General features: G+C 35.7%; 31 protein-coding genes and 1 riboswitch. Of the genes, 10 read left to right on the top strand and 21 right to left on the bottom strand.

What is annotated here, in order from left to right; all coding sequences use genetic code 11:
* Window positions 1-117: 117 nt before the first annotated feature.
* From BFG57_RS16855 to ntdP, 6 genes are all read right to left on the bottom strand, one after another.
* Window positions 118-1122, bottom strand: coding sequence for an ABC transporter permease (locus tag BFG57_RS16855; RefSeq protein WP_069718661.1), 1005 nt, complete (start codon window positions 1120-1122; stop codon window positions 118-120).
* Between the two features lie 128 nt (window positions 1123-1250).
* Entirely contained in the window at window positions 1251-2915 is a 1665-nt protein-coding gene (locus BFG57_RS16850) for an ABC transporter substrate-binding protein (RefSeq protein WP_069718660.1), read from the bottom strand.
* 45 nt (window positions 2916-2960) lie between these two features.
* On the bottom strand, window positions 2961-3938 hold the full coding sequence (locus BFG57_RS16845; protein WP_069718659.1) for an ABC transporter ATP-binding protein: 978 nt from the start codon (window positions 3936-3938) through the stop codon (window positions 2961-2963).
* Window positions 3935-4930 (bottom strand): ABC transporter ATP-binding protein, encoded by a 996-nt coding sequence (locus tag BFG57_RS16840; RefSeq protein WP_069718658.1) that lies wholly within the window; start codon window positions 4928-4930, stop codon window positions 3935-3937. The genes BFG57_RS16845 and BFG57_RS16840 overlap by 4 nt, the downstream gene beginning before the upstream one ends.
* A gap of 258 nt (window positions 4931-5188) precedes the next feature.
* Window positions 5189-6973 carry an ABC transporter ATP-binding protein gene (locus BFG57_RS16835; RefSeq protein ID WP_069718657.1) on the bottom strand — a complete coding sequence of 595 codons (1785 nt, stop codon included), beginning with the start codon at window positions 6971-6973 and terminating at the stop codon, window positions 5189-5191.
* A 107-nt stretch (window positions 6974-7080) separates the two neighbouring features.
* On the bottom strand, window positions 7081-7611 hold the full coding sequence (ntdP, locus tag BFG57_RS16830; protein ID WP_069718656.1) for a nucleoside tri-diphosphate phosphatase: 531 nt from the start codon (window positions 7609-7611) through the stop codon (window positions 7081-7083).
* 358 nt (window positions 7612-7969) lie between these two features.
* A riboswitch (FMN riboswitch) is annotated at window positions 7970-8121 on the top strand.
* A gap of 193 nt (window positions 8122-8314) precedes the next feature.
* Here ntdP and BFG57_RS16825 point away from each other — a divergent pair.
* Window positions 8315-8875: an ECF transporter S component gene (locus BFG57_RS16825; protein WP_245676786.1), complete on the top strand. Its 561-nt coding sequence runs from the start codon at window positions 8315-8317 to the stop codon at window positions 8873-8875.
* 53 nt (window positions 8876-8928) lie between these two features.
* Here the strand turns inward: BFG57_RS16825 and BFG57_RS16820 are convergent, their stop codons facing one another.
* On the bottom strand, window positions 8929-9186 hold the full coding sequence (locus BFG57_RS16820) for a gamma-type small acid-soluble spore protein (RefSeq protein WP_069718654.1): 258 nt from the start codon (window positions 9184-9186) through the stop codon (window positions 8929-8931).
* Window positions 9187-9404: 218 nt separating this feature from the next.
* On the opposite strand from BFG57_RS16820, the gene BFG57_RS16815 reads away from it, so the two are divergent.
* Window positions 9405-9629, top strand: a complete 225-nt coding sequence (locus tag BFG57_RS16815; RefSeq protein ID WP_069718653.1) for a cytosolic protein — start codon at window positions 9405-9407, stop codon at window positions 9627-9629.
* 26 nt (window positions 9630-9655) lie between these two features.
* Here the strand turns inward: BFG57_RS16815 and mutY are convergent, their stop codons facing one another.
* Both mutY and BFG57_RS16805 read right to left on the bottom strand, forming a co-directional pair.
* On the bottom strand, window positions 9656-10741 hold the full coding sequence (gene mutY / locus BFG57_RS16810; protein ID WP_069718678.1) for an A/G-specific adenine glycosylase: 1086 nt from the start codon (window positions 10739-10741) through the stop codon (window positions 9656-9658).
* Between the two features lie 48 nt (window positions 10742-10789).
* On the bottom strand, window positions 10790-11101 hold the full coding sequence (locus BFG57_RS16805; RefSeq protein WP_069718652.1) for a hypothetical protein: 312 nt from the start codon (window positions 11099-11101) through the stop codon (window positions 10790-10792).
* A gap of 142 nt (window positions 11102-11243) precedes the next feature.
* Between BFG57_RS16805 and BFG57_RS16800 the strand changes: the two genes are divergently transcribed.
* The gene (locus BFG57_RS16800) at window positions 11244-12218 is read left to right on the top strand and encodes a metal-dependent hydrolase (RefSeq protein WP_069718651.1); all 975 of its coding nucleotides are present in this window, start codon (window positions 11244-11246) and stop codon (window positions 12216-12218) included.
* A gap of 43 nt (window positions 12219-12261) precedes the next feature.
* Here BFG57_RS16800 and BFG57_RS16795 read toward each other — a convergent pair whose 3' ends face one another.
* On the bottom strand, window positions 12262-12528 hold the full coding sequence (locus BFG57_RS16795; RefSeq protein ID WP_069718650.1) for a YfhJ family protein: 267 nt from the start codon (window positions 12526-12528) through the stop codon (window positions 12262-12264).
* A gap of 127 nt (window positions 12529-12655) precedes the next feature.
* On the opposite strand from BFG57_RS16795, the gene sspK reads away from it, so the two are divergent.
* Both sspK and BFG57_RS16785 read left to right on the top strand, forming a co-directional pair.
* Complete coding sequence (sspK, locus tag BFG57_RS16790; RefSeq protein ID WP_069718649.1) at window positions 12656-12814, top strand: small, acid-soluble spore protein K; 159 nt, start codon at window positions 12656-12658, stop codon at window positions 12812-12814.
* Window positions 12815-12943: 129 nt separating this feature from the next.
* Window positions 12944-13123: a YpzG family protein gene (locus BFG57_RS16785; protein WP_069718648.1), complete on the top strand. Its 180-nt coding sequence runs from the start codon at window positions 12944-12946 to the stop codon at window positions 13121-13123.
* A gap of 28 nt (window positions 13124-13151) precedes the next feature.
* Here the strand turns inward: BFG57_RS16785 and BFG57_RS16780 are convergent, their stop codons facing one another.
* From BFG57_RS16780 to recX, 3 genes are all read right to left on the bottom strand, one after another.
* The gene (locus BFG57_RS16780; protein WP_069718647.1) at window positions 13152-13469 is read right to left on the bottom strand and encodes a YfhH family protein; all 318 of its coding nucleotides are present in this window, start codon (window positions 13467-13469) and stop codon (window positions 13152-13154) included.
* A gap of 139 nt (window positions 13470-13608) precedes the next feature.
* The gene (locus BFG57_RS16775) at window positions 13609-15261 is read right to left on the bottom strand and encodes an L-lactate permease (RefSeq protein WP_069718646.1); all 1653 of its coding nucleotides are present in this window, start codon (window positions 15259-15261) and stop codon (window positions 13609-13611) included.
* A 159-nt stretch (window positions 15262-15420) separates the two neighbouring features.
* Window positions 15421-16236, bottom strand: a complete 816-nt coding sequence (gene recX / locus BFG57_RS16770) for a recombination regulator RecX (RefSeq protein ID WP_245676784.1) — start codon at window positions 16234-16236, stop codon at window positions 15421-15423.
* A 181-nt stretch (window positions 16237-16417) separates the two neighbouring features.
* Between recX and BFG57_RS16765 the strand changes: the two genes are divergently transcribed.
* Both BFG57_RS16765 and BFG57_RS16760 read left to right on the top strand, forming a co-directional pair.
* Window positions 16418-17317, top strand: coding sequence for a TIGR01777 family oxidoreductase (locus tag BFG57_RS16765; RefSeq protein WP_069718644.1), 900 nt, complete (start codon window positions 16418-16420; stop codon window positions 17315-17317).
* A 233-nt stretch (window positions 17318-17550) separates the two neighbouring features.
* A complete protein-coding gene (locus tag BFG57_RS16760; RefSeq protein WP_069718643.1) occupies window positions 17551-17676 on the top strand; it encodes a YfhE family protein in 126 nt (41 codons plus the stop codon).
* Window positions 17677-17749: 73 nt separating this feature from the next.
* Here the strand turns inward: BFG57_RS16760 and BFG57_RS16755 are convergent, their stop codons facing one another.
* Window positions 17750-18262, bottom strand: coding sequence for a DoxX family protein (locus tag BFG57_RS16755; RefSeq protein WP_069718642.1), 513 nt, complete (start codon window positions 18260-18262; stop codon window positions 17750-17752).
* Between the two features lie 698 nt (window positions 18263-18960).
* On the opposite strand from BFG57_RS16755, the gene BFG57_RS16750 reads away from it, so the two are divergent.
* Window positions 18961-19512 carry a class I SAM-dependent methyltransferase gene (locus BFG57_RS16750; RefSeq protein ID WP_069718641.1) on the top strand — a complete coding sequence of 184 codons (552 nt, stop codon included), beginning with the start codon at window positions 18961-18963 and terminating at the stop codon, window positions 19510-19512.
* Between the two features lie 28 nt (window positions 19513-19540).
* Here BFG57_RS16750 and BFG57_RS16745 read toward each other — a convergent pair whose 3' ends face one another.
* On the bottom strand, window positions 19541-20413 hold the full coding sequence (locus BFG57_RS16745) for a Cof-type HAD-IIB family hydrolase (protein WP_069718640.1): 873 nt from the start codon (window positions 20411-20413) through the stop codon (window positions 19541-19543).
* Window positions 20414-20626: 213 nt separating this feature from the next.
* Here BFG57_RS16745 and cdr point away from each other — a divergent pair, with 213 nt between their 5' ends.
* Together cdr and BFG57_RS19355 are read left to right on the top strand one after the other, a co-directional pair.
* The gene (gene cdr / locus BFG57_RS16740) at window positions 20627-22276 is read left to right on the top strand and encodes a CoA-disulfide reductase (RefSeq protein WP_069718639.1); all 1650 of its coding nucleotides are present in this window, start codon (window positions 20627-20629) and stop codon (window positions 22274-22276) included.
* A gap of 206 nt (window positions 22277-22482) precedes the next feature.
* Window positions 22483-22668 (top strand): aspartyl-phosphate phosphatase Spo0E family protein, encoded by a 186-nt coding sequence (locus BFG57_RS19355; RefSeq protein WP_069718638.1) that lies wholly within the window; start codon window positions 22483-22485, stop codon window positions 22666-22668.
* Here the strand turns inward: BFG57_RS19355 and BFG57_RS16730 are convergent, their stop codons facing one another.
* The 6 genes from BFG57_RS16730 to BFG57_RS16710 form a co-directional block, all read right to left on the bottom strand.
* Window positions 22669-22863 carry a hypothetical protein gene (locus BFG57_RS16730; RefSeq protein WP_069718637.1) on the bottom strand — a complete coding sequence of 65 codons (195 nt, stop codon included), beginning with the start codon at window positions 22861-22863 and terminating at the stop codon, window positions 22669-22671.
* 25 nt (window positions 22864-22888) lie between these two features.
* Window positions 22889-24196, bottom strand: coding sequence for a sensor histidine kinase (locus BFG57_RS16725; protein ID WP_069718636.1), 1308 nt, complete (start codon window positions 24194-24196; stop codon window positions 22889-22891).
* A 15-nt stretch (window positions 24197-24211) separates the two neighbouring features.
* Window positions 24212-24973, bottom strand: coding sequence for a LytR/AlgR family response regulator transcription factor (locus BFG57_RS16720; RefSeq protein ID WP_069718635.1), 762 nt, complete (start codon window positions 24971-24973; stop codon window positions 24212-24214).
* Complete coding sequence (locus tag BFG57_RS19500; RefSeq protein WP_281186710.1) at window positions 24970-25095, bottom strand: hypothetical protein; 126 nt, start codon at window positions 25093-25095, stop codon at window positions 24970-24972. Before BFG57_RS19500 ends, BFG57_RS16720 begins: the two co-directional genes overlap by 4 nt.
* Window positions 25095-25703: an accessory gene regulator B family protein gene (locus tag BFG57_RS16715; protein WP_069718634.1), complete on the bottom strand. Its 609-nt coding sequence runs from the start codon at window positions 25701-25703 to the stop codon at window positions 25095-25097. Before BFG57_RS16715 ends, BFG57_RS19500 begins: the two co-directional genes overlap by 1 nt.
* Window positions 25704-26130: 427 nt before the next feature.
* Window positions 26131-26499 (bottom strand): YbaN family protein, encoded by a 369-nt coding sequence (locus BFG57_RS16710; protein WP_069718633.1) that lies wholly within the window; start codon window positions 26497-26499, stop codon window positions 26131-26133.
* Between the last annotated feature and the right edge of the window lie 276 nt (window positions 26500-26775).

Genomic DNA, 26775 nt, shown 5'->3' with positions numbered 1-26775 from the left:
TTGTTTCCCTTCCTTTCTATACTTTCAACTCGGTTAATGAATTAAAAATGTGAAAGTATAAGCGCAACTTAGCATTCATGACTTTTCATAACCGTTTATACGAAACTAAGATTGCTATTAATTATATTTGATACGAGGGTCAACCGCTGCATAGAGTAGGTCAACAATCAAATTAATCATGACAAAGATAAATGCTACTATTAAAATTCCTGATTGAATAACTGGATAATCACGATATCCAATTGCATCATAGATGTAACGACCAATTCCTGGCCATCCAAAGATCGTTTCTGTCAATATCGCTCCACCTAATAGCAGACCCATTTGTAGACCGATAACTGTTAAAACTGGGATTACAGCATTTTTCAATGAATGTTTATAAACAACCCAGAACATCTTCATTCCCTTAGCTCGTGCAGTACGAATATAATCTGAACGCATTACTTCAAGCATGCTTGAACGAGTCATACGAGCAATAATTGCCATCGGAATGGTACCTAGTGCTACACCCGGTAAGATTAAATGTTTAAGAACCTCAACAAACTGATCAGTCCTACCATTTATCAATGTATCTACTAAATATAAATGAGTGACAGCTTCAACTGGATCACGTACTGATTCTCTTCCTGTAGATGGCAACCAATCTAGGTTTATTGCAAAGATCCATTGCTCCATAAGACCAAGCCAGAAAATCGGCATTGATACACCAACTAGAGCAAATACCATCGCTGTATAATCAAACCAAGAGTTTTGGAACCATGCACTAATAATCCCTGCATTTACGCCAACAACAATTGCAATCAGCATTGCTATAAACGATAATTCAATCGTTGCTGCTAAGTACGGCCAGATTTCACCACTAATTGGTGAGTTTGTCCGAATTGATTCACCTAGATCACCTGTTAATAACCCTCTTAAATATTCCACATATTGAATATACCAAGGCTGGTCTAAACCCAGCTTCTTATTTAGAGCCTCAATGGCTTCTTGGGTAGCTTGTTGCCCCAAGATTACTTGCGCGGGGTCGCCTGGAATGGCACGAATGAGGAAAAATACGATTAAGGACATCCCGAGTAATACGGGGATAAGCATTAGAAGTCTGCGTATCGTGTATGCAAACATGCTGAAACACCTCTGTTCCTGCTTTTTTCTTAAAATTTTATAAGATTGTTTTTGTTGATAGCATTATGAATCTATTATGTTATGAATAAAGGGGAGTAAGAATACTCCCCTTTATCCAGCAGTTAATCTTATTTCAGGTCAACTGTTGTTAATTTATCTGTTCCAGTTGGATGTGGAACGAATCCTTCTACATTTGCTTTACCTGACAATAATGGCGTAGAGTGTACAAGCGGAATCCAAGGTGCATCATCATGGATGATTTCTTGTGCTTGCTTGTAAAGCTCATTACGCTCGTCTTGGTTAGGATTTTCTTGTGCTGCAATTAAAATATCATGCAACTCATCGTTGCTGTAGTACGAGTAGTTGTTGCTTCCGATGTTATCTTTATCAAGTAATACGTATAAGAAGTTATCCGCATCACCGTTATCACCAGTCCAACCTAATAAGAATGCGTCAGCTTCACCATCACGAGCTTTGTCAAGATATGTTGCCCACTCGAATGAAACGATTTCAGCTTTTACACCGATTTGTGCAAAGCTTGCTTGTAATACTTCAGCTACTTTCTTTCCATCAGGCATGTATGGACGTGGTACAGGCATTGCCCATAGTTCCATTGTGAAACCGTCAGCATATCCAGCTTCAGCAAGTAATGCTTTCGCTTTCTCTAAGTCATATGGGTATGCTTCAATTGCATCGTTATATCCTTCAACTGAAGGTGGCATTGCGTTCTTTGCTGGTTCTGCAAGACCTGCATAGAATGCATCAATTAGACCTTGCTTATCAACAGCATGGTTCAACGCTTGACGAACTAACTTGTTCGCAAGTGGAGAATTAGGATCTTTCATCGTAAGACCTAAGTACCCAACGTTCATAGATGGACGTTTGAATAATTGTAGGTCACTATTAGACTCAATTGACGTTTTATCACTTGGGTTCAAACCATCAACAAGGTCAACTTCACCAGTTACTAATGCATTTAGACGTGCTGAGTTATCAGGAATTGATTGATAGATAACACGATCAAGCTTCGGATATCCATCCATCCAGAAATCTTCATTTTTCTCTAGAACAACACGATCGTTACGCTTCCATTCTACAAACTTGAATGGACCTGTACCGACTGGATTTTCATTAAATGTATCACCGTATTTTTCAAGTGCTGCTGGACTAGCAATTGCAAATGGTACCATTGCTAAGTTTTTCAAGAATGGCGCTTGTGCACGCTTCAACTTAAATTCAACTGTTAACTCATCAACAGCTGTCACTGAATCAATTACGTGACCTTCATCACCTTTGAATCCACCAAACATTGACGCGTAATAATAGAACTGATCTTTCGTTCCATTCATCCAGCGATCAAAGTTTGTAACAACAGCATCTGCATTGAAGTCAGTGCCGTCATGGAACTTAACACCTTCACGAAGCTTAAGTGTATAAGTTAACCCTTCATCTTTAACATCCCACTCAGTAGCAAGACCTGGTTGGATCGTTGTATCTTGCTCACCATATTCAATTAATGTATCAAAGATTTGTTTCGTAACTTTGAATGACTCTCCATCTGTTACAGCGATTGGATCAAGCCCTACAGAATCTCCACCTCGACCAAAAACTAAAACTTTGTCTCCACCTGCTGGTGCTTCTGCTTCAGCTGGTGCTGTCGTTTCTTCTTTTGTTTCTCCTTCAGTAGGTGCTCCCGCTTCTTCTCCACCACTCTTGTTGGAATTACATCCAACTAAAGCTAATGAAAGAAGCAAGACTAGAAAAAGAGACATAAGTAATCCTTTTTTCTTCATACATTCCCCTCCTAATAAATTTATGATTTATACTTATCTCACACACTACCCTTTATCGTTAAAAAGGTGGCATGCGACATAATGCCCTTCTTCAATCTCTCTAAATTCCGGTCTATCTGTTTTACAAATATCCATACATTCGCTACAACGTGTATGGAATGCACACCCCGTTGGTGGGTTAGATGGACTCGGAATATCTCCAGTTAAATATTTGCGCTCCATTTCAAAATCTGGATCAGGAATCGGTACAGCAGACAATAATGCCTGTGTATATGGATGCATTGGTTTTTGATACAATGCCTCACTATCAGCAAGCTCGACCATTCGTCCAAGGTACATGACCGCTACACGATCACTAATATGACGAACAACCCCTAAATCATGCGCAATAAATATATACGTTAAGTCAAATTCCTTCTGCAAGTCTTCCATCAGATTCAACACTTGTGATTGAATCGATACATCCAGTGCGGACACTGGTTCATCTGCAATGATAAGTTTAGGACGTGTCATTAACGCACGAGCAATCCCAATACGTTGACGCTGTCCTCCACTAAATTGGTGAGGATAACGCTTTGCATGATAACTGCTTAATCCAACGACTTCTAACAGTTCTCGAACTTTTTTCTTTCGTTCCTTTGCATTACCCATACCGTGTACAATTAATGGCTCTTCTAAAATACGCTCAACAGTATGACGAGGATTTAACGATGCGAATGGATCTTGAAACACCATTTGCATGTCTCGTCTAACCTTTCTCATATCACTTGCAGAAAGGTCTGTAAGCTCTTTATCATCGAAGACAACCTTACCTTCTGTCGGATCAATTAAACGCATTAATAGACGCCCCGTTGTTGATTTCCCACATCCTGATTCACCAACAATTCCTAACGTCTCACCTTTTTTCACCGAAAAAGAAATACCATCAACGGCCTTAACTTCACCAACTTGACGTTGCAAAATCCCTCCAGTAATCGGAAAGTGCTTCTTCAAATTATCAACTTTCAGTAACGTTTCACTCATGCTTGTACACCCTCTTGCTGTTCATCATGAAGGAAACAACGTACTCTATGTCCTTCATCGACTTGATAAAGATCTGGTGTCTCGTTATAACAGCGATCAAATGCATGTTCACAACGTGCTGCAAAACGACACCCTTGCTTAATCGAACCTGGCTTTGGTACATTACCTGGTATCGAATAAAGCCTGTCCACTTTTGTTCGCATATCTGGTACAGACTTAATTAATCCAACCGTATATGGATGCTTTGGATCTTTAAATATTGTTCGTACATCCGCTTCTTCAACAACTTTACCTGAATACATGACAACAATTCGTTGACAAACCTCAGCTACAACACCTAAATCATGTGTGATCATCATGACTGCTGTATTTAATTCTTTATTCAGATTTTTCATTAACTGTAAAATTTGCGCTTGAATTGTTACATCTAATGCTGTTGTTGGTTCATCCGCAATAAGCACTTTCGGGTCACAGACCATTGCCATCGCAATCATTACACGTTGACGCATCCCTCCAGAAAGCTGGTGTGGATAGTCATCAATTAATTCTTCTGCACGAGGTAAACCAACAAGTTTCAACATCTCAATTGCTCTTGCTCTTGCTTTCTTTTTATCCCATTTATTATGCAAACGAATTGCTTCAATCAATTGATTTCCAATTGTGAAGACTGGATTTAACGATGTCATTGGTTCTTGGAAGATCATCGCGATTTCATTTCCACGAATCTCTCTCATTCGTTTTTCCGATACTTTCGTTAAGTCTTCATCTTTAAATAATATTTTCCCACCTACAATTTTCCCCGGTGGACTTGGTACAAGTCCCATCACTGATAGAGAAGTTACACTTTTCCCACAGCCAGACTCACCAACAATCCCTAGAATTTCACCTTCATTTATATGAAAATCTACATTGTCAACTGCAGGGACTTCTCCGTCATCTGTGAAGAAAGTCGTTCTTAAGCCTTGTACATCTAAAACAGGACTTTTACTCACAAAATCTCACCCTCTCAAACTACCAGATGTCAATAACCTATTCCTGTCTCACTTTTATTCTCTAATTATTATGACATTTCAAAAAGAAATTTACAATAATAATTTTTAGAAAATTCGTTTTTTAAGATAATTTTCATATTTTACAAACGTGTTACAATCCCGTTATCTCCAATGTTTCGACATTATTATGGAAGAAATTATCCAACTAAATTATAATTTTCTACTTTTATACAATAATAAAAACACCCAGAAATCCCTCTAGGTGTTTAGTCGTATCGCTATTTCATTTTCAACTGGATCTTCTAGTTGCTGAACACGGAATAAATCGTAATAACCTCCGCGCTCTCTCATTAATTGTTCATGTGTACCTACTTCTTTTATTTCGCCATCTTCCATCAACACGATTCGATCTGCATGTGTGATTGTTGCAAGTCGATGTGCAACGATGAAGGTCGTGCGGTCTTTTGCTAGTTTCTCTAGAGCCTCTTGGATAAGATGCTCGCTCTCAAGGTCAAGTGCAGAAGTTGCCTCGTCTAAAATCAATAAAGGCGGATTCTTCAAAAATACTCGCGCTATTGCAACACGCTGCTTCTGACCTCCAGAAAGTTTGACACCTCTTTCCCCAACTTTCGTATCGTATCCCTCTGGTAACTGCATAATGAAGTCATGAGCGTTTGCAGCCTTTGCAGCTTCAATTACTTCTTCATCACTCGCTTTTGGGTTACCCATCATAATATTCATTTTTACAGACTCACTAAATAGAACCGTATCTTGTAGAACCATTCCAAGCTTATCACGCAATGAACGCACCTTATAGCTTCGTATATCTGTCCCATCTAATAATATTTGTCCATCAGTAACGTCATAAAACCGTGGCATTAAGCTTATAAGCGTTGACTTACCGCCTCCACTCATCCCTACAAATGCAATCGTTTCACCACTGTTTACCTTAAGGTTAATATCTTTTAATACATCTGCATTCTCTTCATCATATCGGAATGACACACGGTTAAAGGTGATATTACCGTTCACCTTTTCTAATTTTGTCGCATCTTCTCGATCAACAATATCATATTTTTCATCGATGAATTCAAATACTCGATCCATTGATGCAATCGATTGTGTTAACGTCGTTGATGAATTCACGAGTCTTCGAAGCGGACCATACAAACGATCCATATAGGCAACGAATGCCACCATCGTACCAACAGATAAACTTTGTGTAATAACTAGATAACCTGCAGACGCAATGACGATTAACGGAGCGATATCTGTAATCGTATTGACAACTGCAAATGTCTTTGCATTCCAACTCGTATGTTCTAACGCCTTGTTTAAGAAGTTCTCGTTTTGCTCGTTAAATTTCTCTTGTTCATAATCCTCGAGTGCAAAACTTCGAATGACAGGCATCCCTTGTACACGCTCATGCAAATGACCTTGAACTTGTGCTAACGCTTGTGAACGCTTGCGAGTTAAAGCTCGAAGCTTACTATAAAAGAATTTAACCGAAAATCCATATAAAGGAAATAGAATAACCGCAGCAATTGTTAACTTCACGTCTAATGTCAACATAATTGCAATTGCGATTATGATCGTCATCATATCGAGCCACAAATTCATTAAACCAGTAATAACAAATGATTTTGTTTGCTCCACATCATGGATCACTCTTGATATAACTTCTCCAACCTTCGTATTTGAATAATATTTCAAACTTAGCTTTTGAATATGTGAAAACAAATGTTCACGGATATCAAATAATACTTTACTACCCGTCCACTGTGCATAATATTGACGATAATATTCAACAGGTGGTCGTAATATGAAAAAGACGACAAATGAGCCGCCCATAATGAAATATAGCTGGTGTAGTTTTTCATCTACTGTCAAACCTACCCCATTCACAATATCATCAACAACATATTTTAAAATCAATGGCATTAATAGTGGAATACTAAATTTAATAATTCCAATAGCTACTGTGATGATAATTTGCTTTCGATACGGACGAACAAACTGCATATATCTTGAAATACTACTCAGAAGTTTTCACTCCTTTCTCTAACGAACTACTAATTAAAGAAAAAGAAAACCTGTGTAACACAGGCATACTTTTCTCATCTGAATATTTGCGTTTATCCATTACCTTATCATGAACGAAATGTTAAAAAGTACTCATACCAATCATCAACAAAGCCTGGCGCAAATGGTCCTTTCCGTTGTTGTATCCAAGTAATTAATGTTTTCATATTTCGATTCAATATTTCATCAATCGCTGCTGGATACTGCATTTGTTCCTTATGCAGCACATACTCATCTTCATCTAAAATTGTGTAGGTCATATCAGGGTAAACTTTTACATCTAAATCATAATCAATATATTTTAGAATCCCTTTGTCCCACGTAAATGGCGAACTCAAATTACAGTAATAATAAATTCCATCCTGTCTAAGCATTCCAATAACATTAAACCAATGCTCAGCATGGAAATAACAAATCGCTGGTTCTCTTGTCGTCCACGTTCGCCCATCAGATTCGTATACTTCTGTTTTATCATTACCCCCAATCGCCATCTGAGTTGTTCCTTTTAACAGTGTCGTCTCCTTCCATATTCGATGAAGTGTACCGTTATGTTTATAACTTTCTATTTTAATTTTACTACCTGAATTGGGGACATTCATCATTATCTCCTTTCCGCATTAATCGAAAAACTTATCTAATCCATTTTCTTATTATTATAACGGTTCACATACATTTTTAAAACAAAACTGTATGTCAATAACAAAACAACTATCAAAACACCGAATTACTTTATGGAAATTCTTCTACAAAAAAGTTACTTACACTAATAAGCCGTCATGTTCTCTCTTTATTTAAATACCTTTAAAGCTTAGGTTTTTTTAATAATGAGCTAATGTACTAAGAAGTAATTAATATATTGATATTGTAATATTCCATCTAACTTTAATTACATCATGCAAATTCAATTTCTTGTTTTATTCAATTTATGATGTATAATAGATTTATAATCTTATATCGATCTATCTTCGGGGCAGGGTGAAAATCCCGACCGGCGGTGATGAAGCAGATTTTTTTGTTTCTTAGTCCGTGACCCGACTACGTTATCGTAGGCGGTGGACCTGGTGAAACTCCGGGACCGACAGTGAAAGTCTGGATGGGAGAAGATGGCGGCGCTAATTTTGGGTACCTATTACCCTTAATTTGTCGTGCAAAATAAACCAATCCTTTAGCCCTCAACAAAACGGTTAAAGGTTTTTTTATTATATGCACGAACGATGAGTGCCTGCTCATTCTACCGGGTGGAGAGATAAATATCTGGAGAAAAAGGAGTACTGTAGAATGAGTACAAATCGTAAGAAACGTATGTCAACAAGGAAACTCGTGTCATTATCATTATTAGGCAGTGTATCATTTGTTTTAATGCTTTTGAACTTTCCAATACCGGGACTGCCACCGTATTTGAAACTTGACTTTAGTGAAATACCTGCGTTGCTGGCAGCAATCATTTTTGGTCCAGTAGCTGGGATTATCGTTGAAGGTCTTAAAAACACACTTTATTATTTAGCATATGGAAGTGGCGTACCTGTAGGGGAAATTGCAAACTTTATCTCAGGCGTCATCTTTATCGTTCCTGTTGCATTTATCTACCATCGTCTTAAATCAAAACGTTCATTAATTGGTGGATGTTTAATCGGAACGGTAAGCACGATTATTCTTATGTCTATCTTAAATTATTACTTACTATTACCTGCATATACATGGTTCCTCGGTTATGATGCGATGAGCCACTCTGTTAAAATAACTACTATTACAATAGGGATCATTCCTTTTAACGCAATTAAAGGAATCGCGGTTATGGCGTTATTTATCCCACTTTTTACAAAATTACAACCTTGGATTGAAAAACAACGCTCTATAGCCTAATAAATGAAAACGCGTCTAACTCTTGTAATGAGAAAGACGCGTTTTTTTGTACATTAATGAGCTGGGTTTTGGCCTTGAGTAGATGCTTGTTGCTTATGTTGCTCAGCTTGAGCATTTTGCTGTTGCACTTCATGTACATCAGTTTGTGTACTCATCCCATATTGTTGCTGTTGTTGTTGCTGTTGTTGCTGTTGCTGCTGTTGGCCAGCAGATTGTTGAGCTTGAGCAGATTGAGCGTTTTGTTGCTTAACATGCTGGACATTTGTACCAGATGTCGTTTGATTTGGCTGTTGTTGATTGTAGTTAGCCATCATTATCACCTCCGCGTTCATTAATGTAACCATATCATTATGACGTTATTCCTCGATTATTTAATTCATATTTTTTCCAACTGGATAGAAAATCACTTACTCGAATAAACTAATTTTAATGTGATTTAGAGAAGAGTCGAACTGACAATGTAGCTTTTCCCGGACGATTTGAACAAACTTTAGTATTTTGACATTTGTAATTTGAGGAGGAAATTCATATGTATGTAGGAAGAGATATGACTGAACTATCCATGACAGCTAAGCAAAATTGGAAGGACAGTGAGCTTCAATATTTTCACCATGCCCTGCAGCAAATTATGCCTTACTTAAATGTCGAGGGCGCAACGATTCACCGAGAAATTGTGAAAGAAATTGAAGCACGCGGTGGGTTAATGCGTACTGAAGCAACATGGACAAACGGCACACGTGTTACGTATGACTAAACCCGGACATTTTTCTCTGTCCGGGTTTAGTCGTTAAGAATGTATTCAATAATTTTCTGATGTGATACTGGAAACGGATAGTCTCTTAATTGATCTCTGTTAACGAAGCATTCTCCTTCTATCTGACTTATTTCATCAGTAGTTTCCGCCTCGTACACCTTGATATTCCAAATTAGATGTGAAAAGACATGTTTAATGTTCAAAGCATGTTTTGTGATGTTCACCTTAATATTAAAATCTTCTTCTATATATGCTTTTAACTGGTCAACCTGTGTTTCACTTTCAATTACCATCTCATGATTCGGAAATTCCCATAAATTTGCCAACAAACCTGTTGAAGGTCTACGACGAATTAAAAGTTCACCTTGAGAATTACGAAGAATTACCGCTGTCATCTCTAAAGACCTTGGTGGTTTTTTACGACTTTTAACTGGCAATTCAGCTTGTACGCCTTCGGAAAAGGCACGGCATTGCTCTCTAACTGGGCATAGTAAACAATTTGGTGTTTTAGGTGTGCATATTAGCGCACCCAATTCCATCAAACCTTGGTTAAAATCAGAAGGATGGTTTGTATCAATTAAAATACGGACAAGTTCTTCAAATAGCTTACGTGTTTTGGGCTTGGCAATATCGTCCCATATCGACATGATTCGTGAAAGAACACGCATTACATTTCCATCAACAGCAGGCTCAGGCTTACCATATGCAATACTTAACACCGCACCTTGCGTGTAAGGTCCGACTCCTTTTAACTGTCCAAATTGCTTAGGGTCTTCTGGTACTACGCCATCGTATTTTTCGTGAACCTCTTTCACGGCAGAATGTAAGTTACGCGCACGAGAATAATATCCAAGTCCTTCCCATGCTTTTAAAACTTTTTGTTCATCAGCTTCTGCTAATGCCTCTAACGAAGGAAAAAGTTCTAAAAATTGTTTATAATAAGGGATAACAGTATCCACTCGAGTTTGTTGTAACATAACCTCAGATATCCACACCTTATATGGTGTTTGGTTATGACGCCATGGTAAATCACGTTGTTCATTTTGAAACCATGTTACTAAATTATTACGAAAAGATTCGACTTCAAAATCTCTAATCCATTGTTGGTACATTTCATCTGTCAATGTCGCTTCCTCCATGCTAAATGTAGTGCCTTATTATCATAACACAGACTGAAGCTGGTATCGGTTTTTGACTAAGCAATAATGACTTGTACCTTTGATATAACCACACAATTCACCGAATAATGGGTGATTTGACATTTGTCGAATACGTCTAAAAGCATAATAGTGAGAATGAGTGGGAACTTCATACACTTCATAAAATTTTGCTTTATCGACATCATCAACATACCAGTCAATTAATGTTGCACCAAAATCTTTTGCTTTCAAAAAAATGGTCGACATCATATTCTCATATTGAATAACTTGCTCACGTTTGACATGATATTCAATAAATATAGTTATAGGCATATCTTTCCCTCCATTTTTGTAAAGGATAATAATTGATTCATACCGAAAAGAACTAAAAGGGTAGCGTTATCAAATAATAGATATCATTTCTAAGTATAAAGCTTGCTTTTTATGCGTTTTAGTCTAAAAGGAGGCTATCTTGATGGATACTGGCACACATCTTGTAATCGGAGTAGCGTTAGGTGGATTAGCAACACTTGATCCAGTAGCTGCTTCACATCCTGCCACATTAAATAGCATAATGATTGGTACAATTATTGGACAACAAGCTCCTGATTTTGATACGATCTTAAAATTTAAAAACAATGCTAAATATATTCGAAATCATCGAGGAATTACACATTCAATGCCAGCTGTATTGTTATGGTCACTGCTTATTACTGGGGTTATCTATTTCTTTTCACCTGATGCAAATATTACTCACTTATGGGGTTGGACATTAATAGCTGTAATCCTTCATGTTTTTGTCGACATTTTTAACGCATATGGGACACAAGCTCTTCGACCCTTTACAAAAAAATGGGTTGCACTAGGGATTATTAACACATTCGATCCGTTCATTTTCTTTATCCATATCGCTGGATTTATTATCTGGCGTTTCGGTGGGCAACCTGGAATTATTTTTGTCATAATTTATCTTATATTAATTGGCTATTATCTAATTAGGTGGTACACACAACATCGTGTTAAACAAGCAGTAAAACATAAGATACCGGATGCAACAAGAATCATTATTTCACCAACGATGCGTTATAACCGGTGGCATCTAGCAGTTGAGAATAAAACCCAATTTTTCGTTGCAAAAGCATATAATTATGACATCAACATTCTAGACGTATTTGAAAAAAAACCAATTCCTGACCTTCCTCTCATTCATAAGGCAAAAGAAGATGAGAACATTGCTGCTTTCTTATCCTTCTCACCCTTATATCGATGGGAAGTGACAGAATATAACGATCACTCTGAAGTTAGATTCATCGATCTTCGCTATAGAAGCAAAGACTACTACCCTTTCGTTGCTATCGTAAAATTAGATGAAGAACTAAATATTATTAGCTCATATACAGGTTGGATTTTTAGCGAAGATAAATTAATGAAGAAATTGGAATTAACATAAGCCCAAATGCAATAGAAAACAGCCTCCGATAGGAAGCTGTTTTCTATTGTATTAAACCTTCATCTTCTAATAAGTGCTTATATTTAGGATTGGTTGCAAGAAATTCATGAAGTCTTGGGCCATAATTACTGATCCAATGTCTGACGATTTGTTCTGTCATCTCTTGCCCTCGATATTTCCTTCCCGCCTTAGCACGCGTACTTTCAAAATCTTCCCACAAAATTTCTATCCATGTGCGTGCTTTATCATACGATAAAGACCGATTAACTTTCAGTAATTCTTCTGTTAATAACTCATACACTTCTTCCATCTTAATCACACCTCTTTGGTAAAAAGTCACGTTTTAACATGTGCATAGTTTATCGAGCGTTTTTCCATATTATTAGTAAGTGTTCATGTAAACAAACAACTTGAACACTGTGAAGGGAGCGAAAATGATGCGTAATAAAGAACAAGGATTTCCAGCACATCAAAAAATGAATGGTGAGCCTCGTGCAAAAGCTGAATATTCTTCAAAACGTGCAAATGGCACGATTAATACGAATCCGCAACAAAGAATGCGTCGCTCTAACCAAGAGTTCGGTGAACAAGATTAACTTTTCTATACACGAGAACTTGAACCTTCAATGTCAGTTCGTAATGGTACCATAGCCTAATCGATGATTTTCTAATTCATTTCAAACGGTTATTTGAAGTAGAACGTCTACCTTGAAGGAGGACATACTATGAATGTCAACAATAGCAACCATAGCCAAAACCGGAAGAAATTCTATGAAAACCGCTACGCTGATCCCTTCCAATCACCGAGAGCTAATCCAAAAAAAGCCTACCAACAAGTGAATGGTGAAACTCAGCAAAGTCAACAAAGCATTATTTTAGAAAATCAAACTCGAAAAAGGTCATAATGATGTAATAGCCAGAGAGGCAATTTGCCTACTCTGGTTTTATTAATAACGAGATTGGCACAGCTTCCTCTTGCTCAGCTCCGCCTACACGTTTTCCCCAAGCAAAAATACCGTTTAAATAATCGATTTTAAATCTTGAACCTGGGTCTTGCTCAATCTCATAAACCTCTCCAGGTAAGTAATCTTCAGGATTTAATAAATACGCCTTCGCAATTGATATCTTTCGTTCATAAACAGCAAATTCATTGACGATGCCTAATTGTTCTGCTTTACGTGCCTTCTCATGCAATTGTGCGATTTCTTGATTTAATTCGTAATGTGACATTGCACTATATCTCTTCTCCATTAAACTGCACTCCCAATTGTTCTTTTTTTCTTTCAGTATAAGAAAAAATCAATCGTTATACAATTCATCCACAATATCATTCTCTACATCAGATCGCAATAAAAAAAGACCCACCTGAGCCAGATGAGTCTTTAAATGCTTACAGAAAATAAATTAACACGAAACCGAGAATTCCTGATGTTAATGCGTAGAAGAACATTGGTCCAAGTGTAAAACGAATAATTTTCCCTTCACTACCAAGTAATCCAACAACAGAAGCTGCTGCAACTACGTTAAGAACACACACCATGTTCCCTGCATTCGCACCTAATACTTGAAGGGCAAGAATAACATTTGGTGATGCCTGTATTTGATCAGCAACACTAAATTGGAATAATGAGAACATCATATTACTAAATGTTGCACTACCAGAGATGAACGAACCGAGTGAACCAATAAATGGAGCAACTAGCGGCCATTTATCCCCAACTAATTCAGATACGAGAATCGCTAATTCCATTGGCATACTTAGTAAATCTGCCGCATTAACACCCGAATTAATAAAGATACGTACCATTGGTACAGCAAAACCTAAAGCAATCGCACTACCAACAATCGTTCTTGCTGATTCACCAAATGCCTCTTTAACTTCAGATGCATTCATTTTGTGAATAAAGATCGTTGCAATCACGACCGTTACGAAAATTGTCCCCGGCAAATATAACGGTTGGAACGATGTTGAGATTCCAGTACCTAAGATTTCATTCAATGATACATTGACACTAGTTAACCAGCCTTTAATCGGTAAAATATTTAATCTTGTTATAACTAATAAAATTGCGACTAAGATATATGGTACCCAAGCACGTTTTAAAGAAAGATTCTTTGTTGTTACTTGCTCTGTCTTCACTGTTTCAGACTTTTCTGTTTGCTTGAAATCCCATGCTTCTTCTGGAAGTAAGAATCCTTTCTTCGCAGCAGGTACAACAATAGAAAGCCCTACTAAACCACCAATAATTGAAGGGAATTCAGGACCAAGTAAGCTTGCTACGATCAATGCAGGGACTGTAAAGCTCAATCCAGCAAAGAGAGCAAATTTCCATATTTGTAATCCTTCTTTCCATGAACGGTTCTCACCGAAGAAACGTGTTAATAATGCGACTAGAATTAATGGAATAAACGTTCCAACAAACATATCGATTTGCATAGCTTGTACTGCAATTGTCTGCATGAATTCTGGCATAGGTGTTCCATCTAGAAATTGTTGAACTTGCGGTGCTACTGATGCACCTTCACGCAAACCTTGATCGACACCAACGATAACTGGTGTACCAACAGCTCCAAACGATACTGGGCTACTATCAGAAATTAAGGTTAATACAACTGCAGCTAACGGTGGGAATCCAAGTGCTACTAATAATGGTGCACCAATCGCAGCTGGTGTACCAAATCCCGCTGCCCCCTCAATAAAAGCTCCAAATAACCATGCAATAATAATTACTTGAACGCGACGGTCAGCTGTAACGCCTAAGAAACCGCTACGAATAGAGTCCATTGCTCCACTCATCTTTAACGTATTTAATAACAAAATAGCTCCAAATACGATCCAAAGAATCGTTAACGCAACAACAATACCTTCAATGGATGCTGCTGCAATTTGCACAAATGGAACTTTCCATACAAGAAATGCTAATAACGCACTTGTAATAAAACTTAATGGCATTGCTTTTGTAGCAGGTAATTTAAGTATTACCAAAAATATAAATACTGCCAAAATCGGCATAGAACTTGTTAATAGCTCTAAGAAGCTCATTTGTCCATCACTCGCTTTAATTTATTTTTATTAGTAAAATGTGATTGGTAGTTTAATGAAAAACTTATTACACATTTGCACTTCATCTAATGTTAGATCTGATTATGCTGATAATATAACTTTATAATGCAATTAAAAAGCCCTTATTATGAGTGTGTTTCACATTTCATCAGTTTCTAAATACTCCTGTATCCACTGATTAATATGTTCCATCAGAAATCCCTTCCGATACAAATATTGCTTCACTTTCATAACAAACTCTTTATCATTATAATTACGGTACTTCTTTTGCGCCTTCTTACCATGATGCATCAAAGCTTCCCATTCTTCGCCTCTATCTTCATCATTCACAAATTCAGTAAGGGCAATTTCAATTATTTCATAGGAAAAGCCTTTTTGAAGTAATGTTTGTTTTAACTTCTGTTTTGCTTCACTATTGGACTGTTTTTTAGATTGTTTCCCTTTTTTCCTCACATAAGCATTAGCAACTTCTACCTGTTCTTCCATTGAATATTCTTGTAATCCCATGTCTATATGTTGTCCCGAAAGACCCTTTTCGATAAGTTCACGCTTCAATACATTAGGACCCTTCGTCGTCGTTCGTTTTTTCGTTCTAACATACGCCTTTGCAAACTCAGCATCATCAATATACTTATATCCGTATAAACGCTGAATAACTGCAGCAATGACAGATTCTCCAAATTCTTTTTTTACTAAATGGTCTTCTATCTCCTTTTGGGAACGAATACGGTAGGATAGGTAGTTTAATGCTTGTTGAAAGGCTTTTTTTACTTCATCCTCATACAACAACTCACCAATCAATCTATCATCAAGTTCTAATCCTTTTTTTAAGTTATAGTTAACAAAAACGTCCATATCAATGCCGAATCCGAATTTTTCTCCTGCACCATCATCAATATAAATATTTAATCGTTTATCATCATTCTTTTGAGTAGTTATTCTTGTAATTTTCACTATCTCATCACCTCTTGGTTATCTAAAATGCTTATTCAAGAATAGAAAGTGTATAAATTACAACATACAGTCTTGAACATCACAAATTAGAAAATACATCCAACAGATTATATCACTTCAATTATTATTAAGAAAAGGTTACATTTAACATAACTCTATAAATAAACGGAGTGATGACGTAATGAAAATTGCAATTACTGGTGGAACAGGTTTTATAGGCAAGCATTTAATCAATTATTTATCAAATCAAAAGCACACACTTTACATCCTTACTCGAAATCCTTCTGCTTACATTGATAGTGAATATATCAAATATGTTGGTTGGCTTGAAGATAACTATGATCCAGTAACACAGATTAATGAACTTGATGCGATCATCAATCTTGCAGGTAAATCTATCAATAACAGGTGGACTAATGAAACGAAAAAGCAAATTCAACAAAGTCGTATCCAAGCTACCAAAGCAGTTGTACAGCTCGTTCAAACATTACACCCTCATACTTTAATTAACGCTTCAGCAATAGGCTATTACGGAAATTCACTCGACACAATATTTACTGAAGAAGATCAAGCTGGCAAAGGCTTTTTAGCCGATACAACAAACGCTTGGGAAGCTGAAGCTTCAATTGCAAACCAATATGATACCCGTGTAGTCTATGCCCGTTTCGGAATTATCCTAGATAAAGATGAAGGAGCGCTACCTCGTATCGCTCTACCTTACCAATTTTTCGCTGGAGGAAAATTAGGTTCTGGTAGGCAATGGATGTCTTGGATACATATTAAAGATGTAATTAAAATGATTGACTTCTCGCTTCATAATCAAGCCATAACTGGACCGTTGAACATAACTGCTCCAAATCCATTACGTATGGAACGATTCGGAAAAAACTTAGCTAACGTTCTTCATCGACCTTATTGGCTGCCTGCACCCTCTTTTGCATTATCAGCACTTTTAGGAGAAATGAGTGAACTTGTGTTAGAAGGTCAACATGTTCTTCCTCAGAAGGCACTTCAGCACGGATACTCATTTGAATTTGAAACATTGCCATCAGCACTTTCAGACATATATCAAACGAATTGAATAAACACCTTTTCCTTAGATTTAATTCATCATGATTAATAAATGGCCTATTTTCGTTACCTTCTTACGCACTATCGGCATCTGTTAATGAGACTAACCTTACTATTATAAAGAAGTAAAACATCATCATTACTTGCTTTTTCATTTAATCCTATTTTTACTTCACTCTCGTATATAAATTTGTTTCGAAGGCAACAATGTCACTAAACTCTAATACAAAGTGAGGATTAATAATGAAAAGCAAAAAAAGAATTGACCGAGAAAATAAACGTACATTATCAAGTGCGCAAGAAGTTGCTTATAACAAACAATTCAAACGAGCTGATCGTGCTGGTGGTTTCTTATCTCGTGATAAGTAACACTCAATCTCTCTTTAATAATGATTCACAACGAAAGGGTCTGTTCTCTTTGGGGAACAGACCCTTTTTCCACTTAATGTGCATGTGCTTGATGCCCTTTGTCCTTAAAGTCGTGTTTTCGTTTTCTCATACGATCTTTTGTAAAAGGAATTAAGAATCGGTCTAATCCGTAATAGTATGCTGTTGGTCCTACTAAAATAAGAATAAATGCAACTGTATAAAGAACTGGATTCGTGCTCGTCGTACCAGCCAACATAAAGTTAAGATTCATAAATGCTGCTCCAATAAGTGCAGGCAAAGTTAATGCTCCTAAAATAAGTCCAATTCCTGCTAGAAACTCGGCCCAAGGAATAATAACGTTAAATAATTCTACATTTGGCAGTGCGAAATTCTCAAGAAACCCTGCGTACCAGCCTTGAACTGCAGGATGGTCGCCACTTGCTTTTGCAATTGCACCTTTCAAAAAACCACCTGCATCAAATCCGCCGGTTACTTTGCTCCAGCCAGCTTCAATCCACTGAACACCTAACCAAACTCTAAGAATTGTCCAAATAACCGCTATTTTATCGCTTTTTATCCATTTCAATATTTTCACCTTCTTCTATATGCTCAGTATTTCACAAATAACAACAGCTATTGTATTGTTTATTACACTTTGAGCGAAAGTGTATACAATTTGAACAGAATCGCTCTTATATTCCTAGATGTATTCATTTTGAGCTACTCCCTTATGTTCATTTTGAATTGTGAAGATTTTCACTATCTTATTCACAATTAATATACGCCTCCTTGACAGCTATTTCAATCCTTTTCACATTTTTGACAAGAAGTTATTTTATTCGTCATTGAACTTGTGGAAAGTGCTATAAAAATGTTTGTTAACTATGTGGATAACTTAATATAATGTATAATTAAAGCCTTTATTTAATGTGGAATATGTGGATATTTTTGTTGATAACTTTCTATCGCAATACGATGTACCAATAAAAACACCCTCTAACAGTAGTAAAAATTGAAATAAAAACTTATAAATAGGATAATTTTAAAGAGAATTTATAACAACTCTAATACGACCCATTCACAAACTTATTCAATTAATGAAACAACTACTTAATCAAAGATACCCATACTATATCCAATGACCTTCTGTATCTTGCAACAAACTACTAATCTAGGTTATGATCATATAAGCTTGCTTCCTCTAAATCGTTATAATCATATAACGATACTACTTCATGTCAGCTTCCGTATACTCTTAAATAACATTTGTAAGGTGGATATAAGATGGACATCTTGGTTATTATTATAGCAATTCTCATCACGATCTCGATCGTGTTTGATTCTCTAAGGAATGGGATGACACCAACACCTAGTTCACAACGAGTTACTTACGCAATTGTAAATTACCTTTCCAAGCAAAAATTAAACAAGAATATGAAAGTATATGACTTAGGATGTGGGTGGGGCACATTGATTTTTCCACTAGCTAAGCAGTTACCCACAGCAAAGGTCCACGGGCTTGATAACGCTCTAATTCCTTATTTATATTGCAGAATTCGTAATCTATTTTGTAAGCATAAGACGACGATTCATTACAGTAGCTTCTATACGTTCGACTTCACAGATGCAAATTGTATTATCTGTTATTTGTACCCAAAAGCGATGAAACAATTGAAAGAACGTTTTGAATCAGAATTGGATCCAAATTGTTTAATCGTCAGTCATTTCTTTGCCATTCCAGATTGGACACCTATTCACACAATTGAAATCAATGATTTACATAAAACAAATATATACATTTACCAACCGAAGCACTCGTATAGACCTAAGAAATAACATAGCATTCTAAGGTGTCTTCTTGCACCTAAGAATGCTTTTGATTCTCGAGCACATCAAGGATTGCTTTTGCGACCCCATGCTCATCATTTTTTAAAGTTGTCGCGTCACACATCGATTTAACTTCATCTGGTGCATTCCCCATTCCAACAGCATATCCAACCTTTTCAAACATCGATACATCATTGTAATTATCGCCAACAGCCATCGTATGCTCTAACTTTAGACCTCTTGTCACTGTAAATTTTTCTAACGCTATACCTTTTTGAGCATGAACACTCGTAATTTCTATATTTTCCTTCCCAGATGCACTTACAGCAAGGTTATCTACTGCCTTAACTCTTTCTCTAGCACGTGTAAGCTGCTCTTCATCAAAGGAAAATGCTAATAATTTATAAAATGTGATGTTATCCTTCTCCAATAACTCATCGAAATTGTCGATTAAAGCAACCTTTCCGTTTTCAAATCGGGCTTTTGCTCCCTTCAATAACTGTTCATATTCTTGTACTCCACCAGCACTCAAGTAAATGTCAACCATTACTGTTAATGCTTTGTCAAAATCACTCGTATATGTACCTTGATCTGAATAGACCTCAAAATACACATTCTCTTCGGTTAAAATTTGGCGAACTTGTTGGAATTTCTCTACATCAAGTCCTACTTTTTCAATAATTTTACCCGTTTCATCTCTTATTTCTGAACCGTTAACGCAAATAATTGGGCAAACAATCCCCGCACTTTGTAAGACATCTTTTGCTTCAGCATAGGATCTACCTGTCACAATTAACACTTCGATTCCTTCATCTTGTGCCAATTTAATTGCTTTTGCATTTTCATCATGAATCGTTAGTTCACTGTTTACTAAAGTTCCATCCATATCTAATGCGATGCATTTAATCATAGTTTGTATCTCCTCTACTACAAATTTTTCTGTTACATACTAATAAACCTCGAATTGTTCTTTCTATTATGTATCTCAATATTGTCCATCTTAACTTATCTTACCGACTCTGTAAAAATTCATACATTCTCAACATAATCTCCTCCCAAAAATAAACCCCCTATGGTATATTGGATGTGTTGAACTTATAATTAACAGAAAGGGAGTATATACATGTCAAAAAAGATTTTAATTGTCGGTGGTGTTGCAGGCGGTGCAACAGCTGCTTCACGATTACGTCGATTAGATGAAAATGCAGAAATTATTTTATTCGAACGAGGCGAATATATCTCGTTTGCCAACTGTGGGCTGCCATATTATATTGGGGGCATAATTAATGAGCGTGAAAAATTACTCGTTCAGACTGTTGAACGAATGGAAAAGCGATTTCGTATTGATATTCGAATCAAAAGTGAAGTAACTGTTATCAATCGTGCTGAGAAAAAGATCACCATCAAAAAAACTGACTCTGGTGAAACATATGAGGAACATTACGATACATTAATTCTTTCCCCTGGTGCAGCACCAATTAAACCACCTATCCCAGGCATCAGAGACGCAAATAACTTATTCACACTTAGGAATATTCCTGATACTGACAGAATTGTGAACTATGTAAAAGAAACTAAACCTAAACGTGCAGTAGTAATTGGTGGTGGTTTCATTGGCATTGAAATGGCTGAAAACCTAGTTGAACGTGGAATTGATGTAACACTTATCGAAATGGCTAATCAATTACTCGGACCTCTTGATTATGAAATGGCAACTATCATTCATAAACACGTCGAACAAAATGGGATAAAGCTTATATTAGAAGATGGCGTAAAAGGATTTGAGGAAAATGGGAAAACCGTCTCTTTAAATAGCGGTAAAAAAATTACAACTGACATGGTCATCCTTGCAATTGGAGTATCACCAGAAAATAAACTTGCCAAGGATGCCGGATTATCACTCGGAAAACGTGGTGGTATTCAAGTAAACCAACACTTACAGACAAGCGACAATTCTATCTATGCAATTGGTGATGCAATTGAAGTAACTGATTATATTAATTCCCAACCAACTCAAATCCCACTTGCTTGGCCTGCGAATCGTCAAGGTCGTCTAGTAGCAGACCATATATGTGGGAAAGAAGCCAGCTATAATGGTACTTTAGGTACGTCCATTGTAAAAGTATTTGATCTTACTGCTGCTTCCACTGGAAATAATGAAAAAACATTGAAAACGTTAAATATCCCTCATCAAATGGTCCATGTCCATCCTGGATCACATGCAGGATATTATCCAGGAGCATATCCAATTTCATTAAAGCTTTTATTTTCTAAAGATGATGGGAAGATTCTTGGTGCCCAAGCGGTTGGGAAAGAAGGAGTAGACAAAAGGATAGACGTTATTGCTACAGCTATCAAAGCAGGATTAACAGTCAGAGATTTACCTGATTTGGAGCTTTCTTATGCACCTCCATTCTCATCTGCTAAGGATCCTGTAAATATGGCAGGCTATGCTGCTACTAACATATTGGAAGGAGACACAACGAATATACAGTGGTATGAACTACATCAATTAATAGAAAACGAGAAAGGATTCATCGTAGATGTACGTGAACCTAATGAATATAAGAACGGTAACATTATGAATTCGATTAATATTCCATTAGATCAAATTCGTGATCGGCTTGATGAATTCCCTAAAAACGACCAAATTTATGTTTATTGTCAAGTTGGTTTACGAGGTTATTTAGCAACTCAAATTCTTAAGCAACATGGCTTTAATGTTACTAACCTTGATGGTGGTTACAAAACTTATTCAACCGTCTATGAATAATAACTACTACTTACTTTAAGTAATTTTCATACAAATTTATGCGTAATAATCCAGAATAAGCTTAAAAACCCCCTTTAATATAGGGGGTTTTTATTTTTTCATTGAATATATTGTCTTTCTTTGTCAAAAACATTTACATTTCTGTCAAAAATTATATACTATTAAATTATAAATTAACTCATAGAGTCCTGAAAGAGGTGTGAGCTGTGGTTAACAATCCTTCGTCCAATTATCTAGATTACTTACAAACATTAATTGGAATTACTCGAAAAGAAATGATTCAAATTGGATTAGAGAAGGGACTAGATGCTAAAGAAACGATTGAACAAAGCAAAAAACTTGATGTAATCTTAAACCGCTACCAAAAAGAGATTAATAAGTTAAACAATTAACTACCGTTTCTTTTCGACTGCAAGTAATATATCAACAAGTTCTGCTAAATTCAATATTAAGCTTTCTTTCACAACTTTAGGATAATCTTGTTGAAATTCACCTATTAATGTTCGTATATAATGAATGATTTCTAACGAACTATTAACATTAACTGTACTCGACCATTTCATCGTCAACAATTCGATTCTCTCCATAAATCCCCCTCATTTCTACCATGTCTCACGTATTAACCACCATTGAAATTTCAAACAATGTATTCTCCTCAGTTGATTCAACTGTTAATTCTCCACCATATCTATTGATTATTTCCTTCACAGTATATAACCCTATTCCTTGATTACCTTGAGCTTCTTTCGTAGTATAACCATGGTCGAAAATTCTTTCTATCCTTCGTTCATGAATCGACGGGCCATTATTTGAAATCTCTAAAACAAATACATTTAAGATTCGCCTATATGTTATATTAATATGTTTGTCTTGCTGAGAACTGCAAGATAATGCTTCAATTGCATTATCAATCAAATTTCCAAGCACAATGACAGCATCATAACTTTTCATATTCGGAAATAAGAAAAGCTCGTCACTCTTCACCGAAAAATGAATACCTGCATCATGAGCTTGGACAGCTTTTGCATTTAATAGTGCCTGTATAACAGGCTGTTTGAATGGGAAACTCTCCTCTGATTGAACAGCATGTCTATATATCGATTGCATATACTCTTGTGCCTCATCATATTTTCGTTCATTAATTAGCATTTGCAATACTTCAATATGATTATAGAAATCATGTTTGTAACTGCGCCACTGCTTCACTAACTTATCCATTTCTTCTATTAATGGCTGTTCAGCCAGCTCAATATTTTTCGCAATTTCTTGGTTATGAATTCCTCTCAAATATAACAACATAATAATCGTCACTACAATCATTAATACCGCAAAAAATGGATAACGCATTAAGTTAGCAAAATTAGGAGGTAATTCTAAGTAATAGAGCATATGTGTTGTCAGCCCAATAATTAACTGTATAAAGATAAATAATGTTACCCATTTATACTTTGAATTAAACCATTTTTCTATTTTTTCTGACCGTCTACTTTTTCTCAAATAAAGTGTAACCATAAGTAAAGGAATAAAATATATATAAAATAATGAAATTTTCAATTTAGTTGACTGTTGAATATCAAATAATGTTATATTAGCTGTCTCTTGAGCAATATAAATAACAGTAAACTCACAAATTGCTTGTACAATATAACCAATCATTGTAATAATAAATGAGTTGAGCCATGACATTTTTAGACTATACTTTAATACAATGATCGAAAATAAAAAAGTGCTGAGTAGAAATAACTCAAAAGGTGGCAAGATTGCTCTAAAAATATGAGTCGATGAAGCCGCAACTGTAACAAAAATAGCCATTCTAATTTTATTAATTCGTATAGATGGTTGATATATGGTCATTGCAAAGAACGTTTTCATGAACATTTCTGGTATAGATACTAAAATAGTTAATAATACAATGCCCAATAGGAGTCACCTGTCTCACTTCATTTTCTGCACTAAGTATGTTAACTTTGCTCGGTTAAGAAGTGCATACTCCTTCGTATACTTGAACTTAACCTTGTAAGCCTCTGTAGAGTAACGGACTACCTCATACACCCACTTCAAATTTATAATATAGCTATTATGTGTACGGATGAACATATTTTGATCCAACCGATTATGAATATCTTTCATACTTTCACTCGTATAATGAACAGTCTCTTTCAACTGTCCTGCTTGTTCTTCCATTGAAATAATGATCGTTTTCCTACCATCTTTTTTAATCAACAATATATTTCCAGTTTCCAAAAATACTAGATTGGCATCTTGCTTAATGACAATTTTACCTGGACTAATGAACATTTTTTCAATCCGTTCCCATGATGAATCATTAATATGTAATGCCCTTTGGACACGCTCAATACAGCGATACAACTTTTCTTCAGTTATGGGTTTTAACAAATAATCGATTACCCCAATATCATAACTTTCCAATGCGTATTCTGCATGACCTGTTAAAAAAACAATAGGAATCTCCTGATTTTGCTGTCTTATGTTTCGTGCTAACGTTAGGCCACTTTTACAAGGTAGGTCAATATCTAAAATAACAAAATCAGGCGAAATCTTTTCGTATTTCTCTTCAAAATTTACAGCTGATTCTACAGAAATGACCTTTATCTCGTTAGTCTTTTCTAACATCTTTGTCAAACGTTTTAAAATCATTGGCTCATCATCTACAATAAGTACCTTCATCTTACTCATTTACTTTCCTCTTTGCTCTCTGGTTTACGAGGTTCGTACAAGAGGAATGAGCTTTTAGAACTCTCTTCTTTTTTCGCTAATGAAACTAAACCTGCTGCAAACAATCTTAATGATTTATTCATCACTTTCCCACTCCTTTATGAAGTACATGATCTAACCGTATTATCCCCTTTGTTCCTAACGGTATAATCGACAAAAGATGCAACAACACACCTGCAATAATTGAGAAGTAGATTTGTTCTGACACATTAAAAAATACCATTAATAAGAGAATAATGTACCAAAATAACAACATAACAAGGGTTTGTTTTCGTACTTCATTTTTATTTACTTCTCTTTCTCGATTTTGTATCGGTGCGTATAGTAAACATGAAAAAGTTGATAGAATAATAGTAGCATTCGTGATAAATAGTGAAGGTGCAACCAACGAGGAAAAATAGATAAATACAAGACCAGTTAGAATAATAAATAGAATACTAAATACCATACATGATACAAATGTAGATAAATGGTTTCCTCCTGTTATAACACGGAGAGACACAAACGCAACTACTAACGCAAAGATAGGTAAAGTAATGTTTAATAGATTTGCTAATGAAAACAATATAGCAAACTTAATGACATATCCGATGATTATCTCGAAGCTATATCGCAAATAATCCTCTTCCTCATGATAATCTGTTGCATTAGCAAGTTTATTCGCTAACTTTTCAGAAATCACTGTTATCATAGTGAAGTCTCCTTATATAAATTAGACTACTATCTCTATTTTGAAATAACAGAACTGAAATTTCAAGAAATTGCGCATAAATTCTTACTAATTAGACATAAATCCCTATAAAATATGCCTGTTTTTGAGTTTTTGAGGATAAAGGTTGTGAACTATCATATTATAGGGTAATAAAAAATAATATTTTGCAGTTAAAAAGAACTGCTATTTTCCTGATTCATACAACGACTATCTAAAAGTCACTCATAATCTACTATCACCTTACAAACATTATATTCGTCAATTTATAATAATATTCTAACAAATGACTCTCGCAATAATTGTCGAAATAAGTAGAATACCGACAATTATTGTTTTGCTTCCAAGCTTTTTCTTATAACCTATACCACAATAAAGGAACCACATCACCGAAATTCCAACTCTTATGTTACTTCGAACTTTTCATAAACAGTAAAAAAATCGTCATACAACTAGCCATTACTAGCAATCCGATCTTCATAAATACAAAAGGCACCATAAAAATTGAATAACCCATACCTATCCACAGTAATAAAATTATAGTAATTTTTGATTTTAATGGGATACCTTCTCCAGAACGCCATCTTTTAATATATTCTCCTAAAACCTTGTTACTCATTAATTTATCATGAAGCTTCGGTGATGACTTATAGAAGCAATATGCACCTAATAATAATAATGGTGTTGTCGGAATTAACGGTAAAACTATCCCGACGATCCCCAAACCAATAGAAGTATATCCAAAACCAATCAATAACCCTCTCATAATGAAATGCATCACATAATCCTCCATCTATCTTGTAAAGAAACTTCATAACATTTTAAGTACAACATTGTCTTTAAAATATTATTCGATTATGTAGAGAAAGTAAAATGCATTAATTTAACATTTCTTTAACATGAAATAGTAATGGTGCCCTCACTTGCTTTAATTTTAATTCATACATTATAAAGAATGCATTAAACATCATTCCAACTAAAGTATCTATATCCTTATACAGATTTAGACACATAAGTAAACCTTATAAAATTAGTTGTACAATTCGTCAATATT

Origin of the sequence: Bacillus solimangrovi, from assembly GCF_001742425.1 — a bacterium.
Taxonomy (GTDB): domain Bacteria; phylum Bacillota; class Bacilli; order Bacillales; family Bacillaceae_N; genus Bacillus_AV; species Bacillus_AV solimangrovi.
This window is presented reverse-complemented; position numbering and strand designations above follow the sequence as displayed.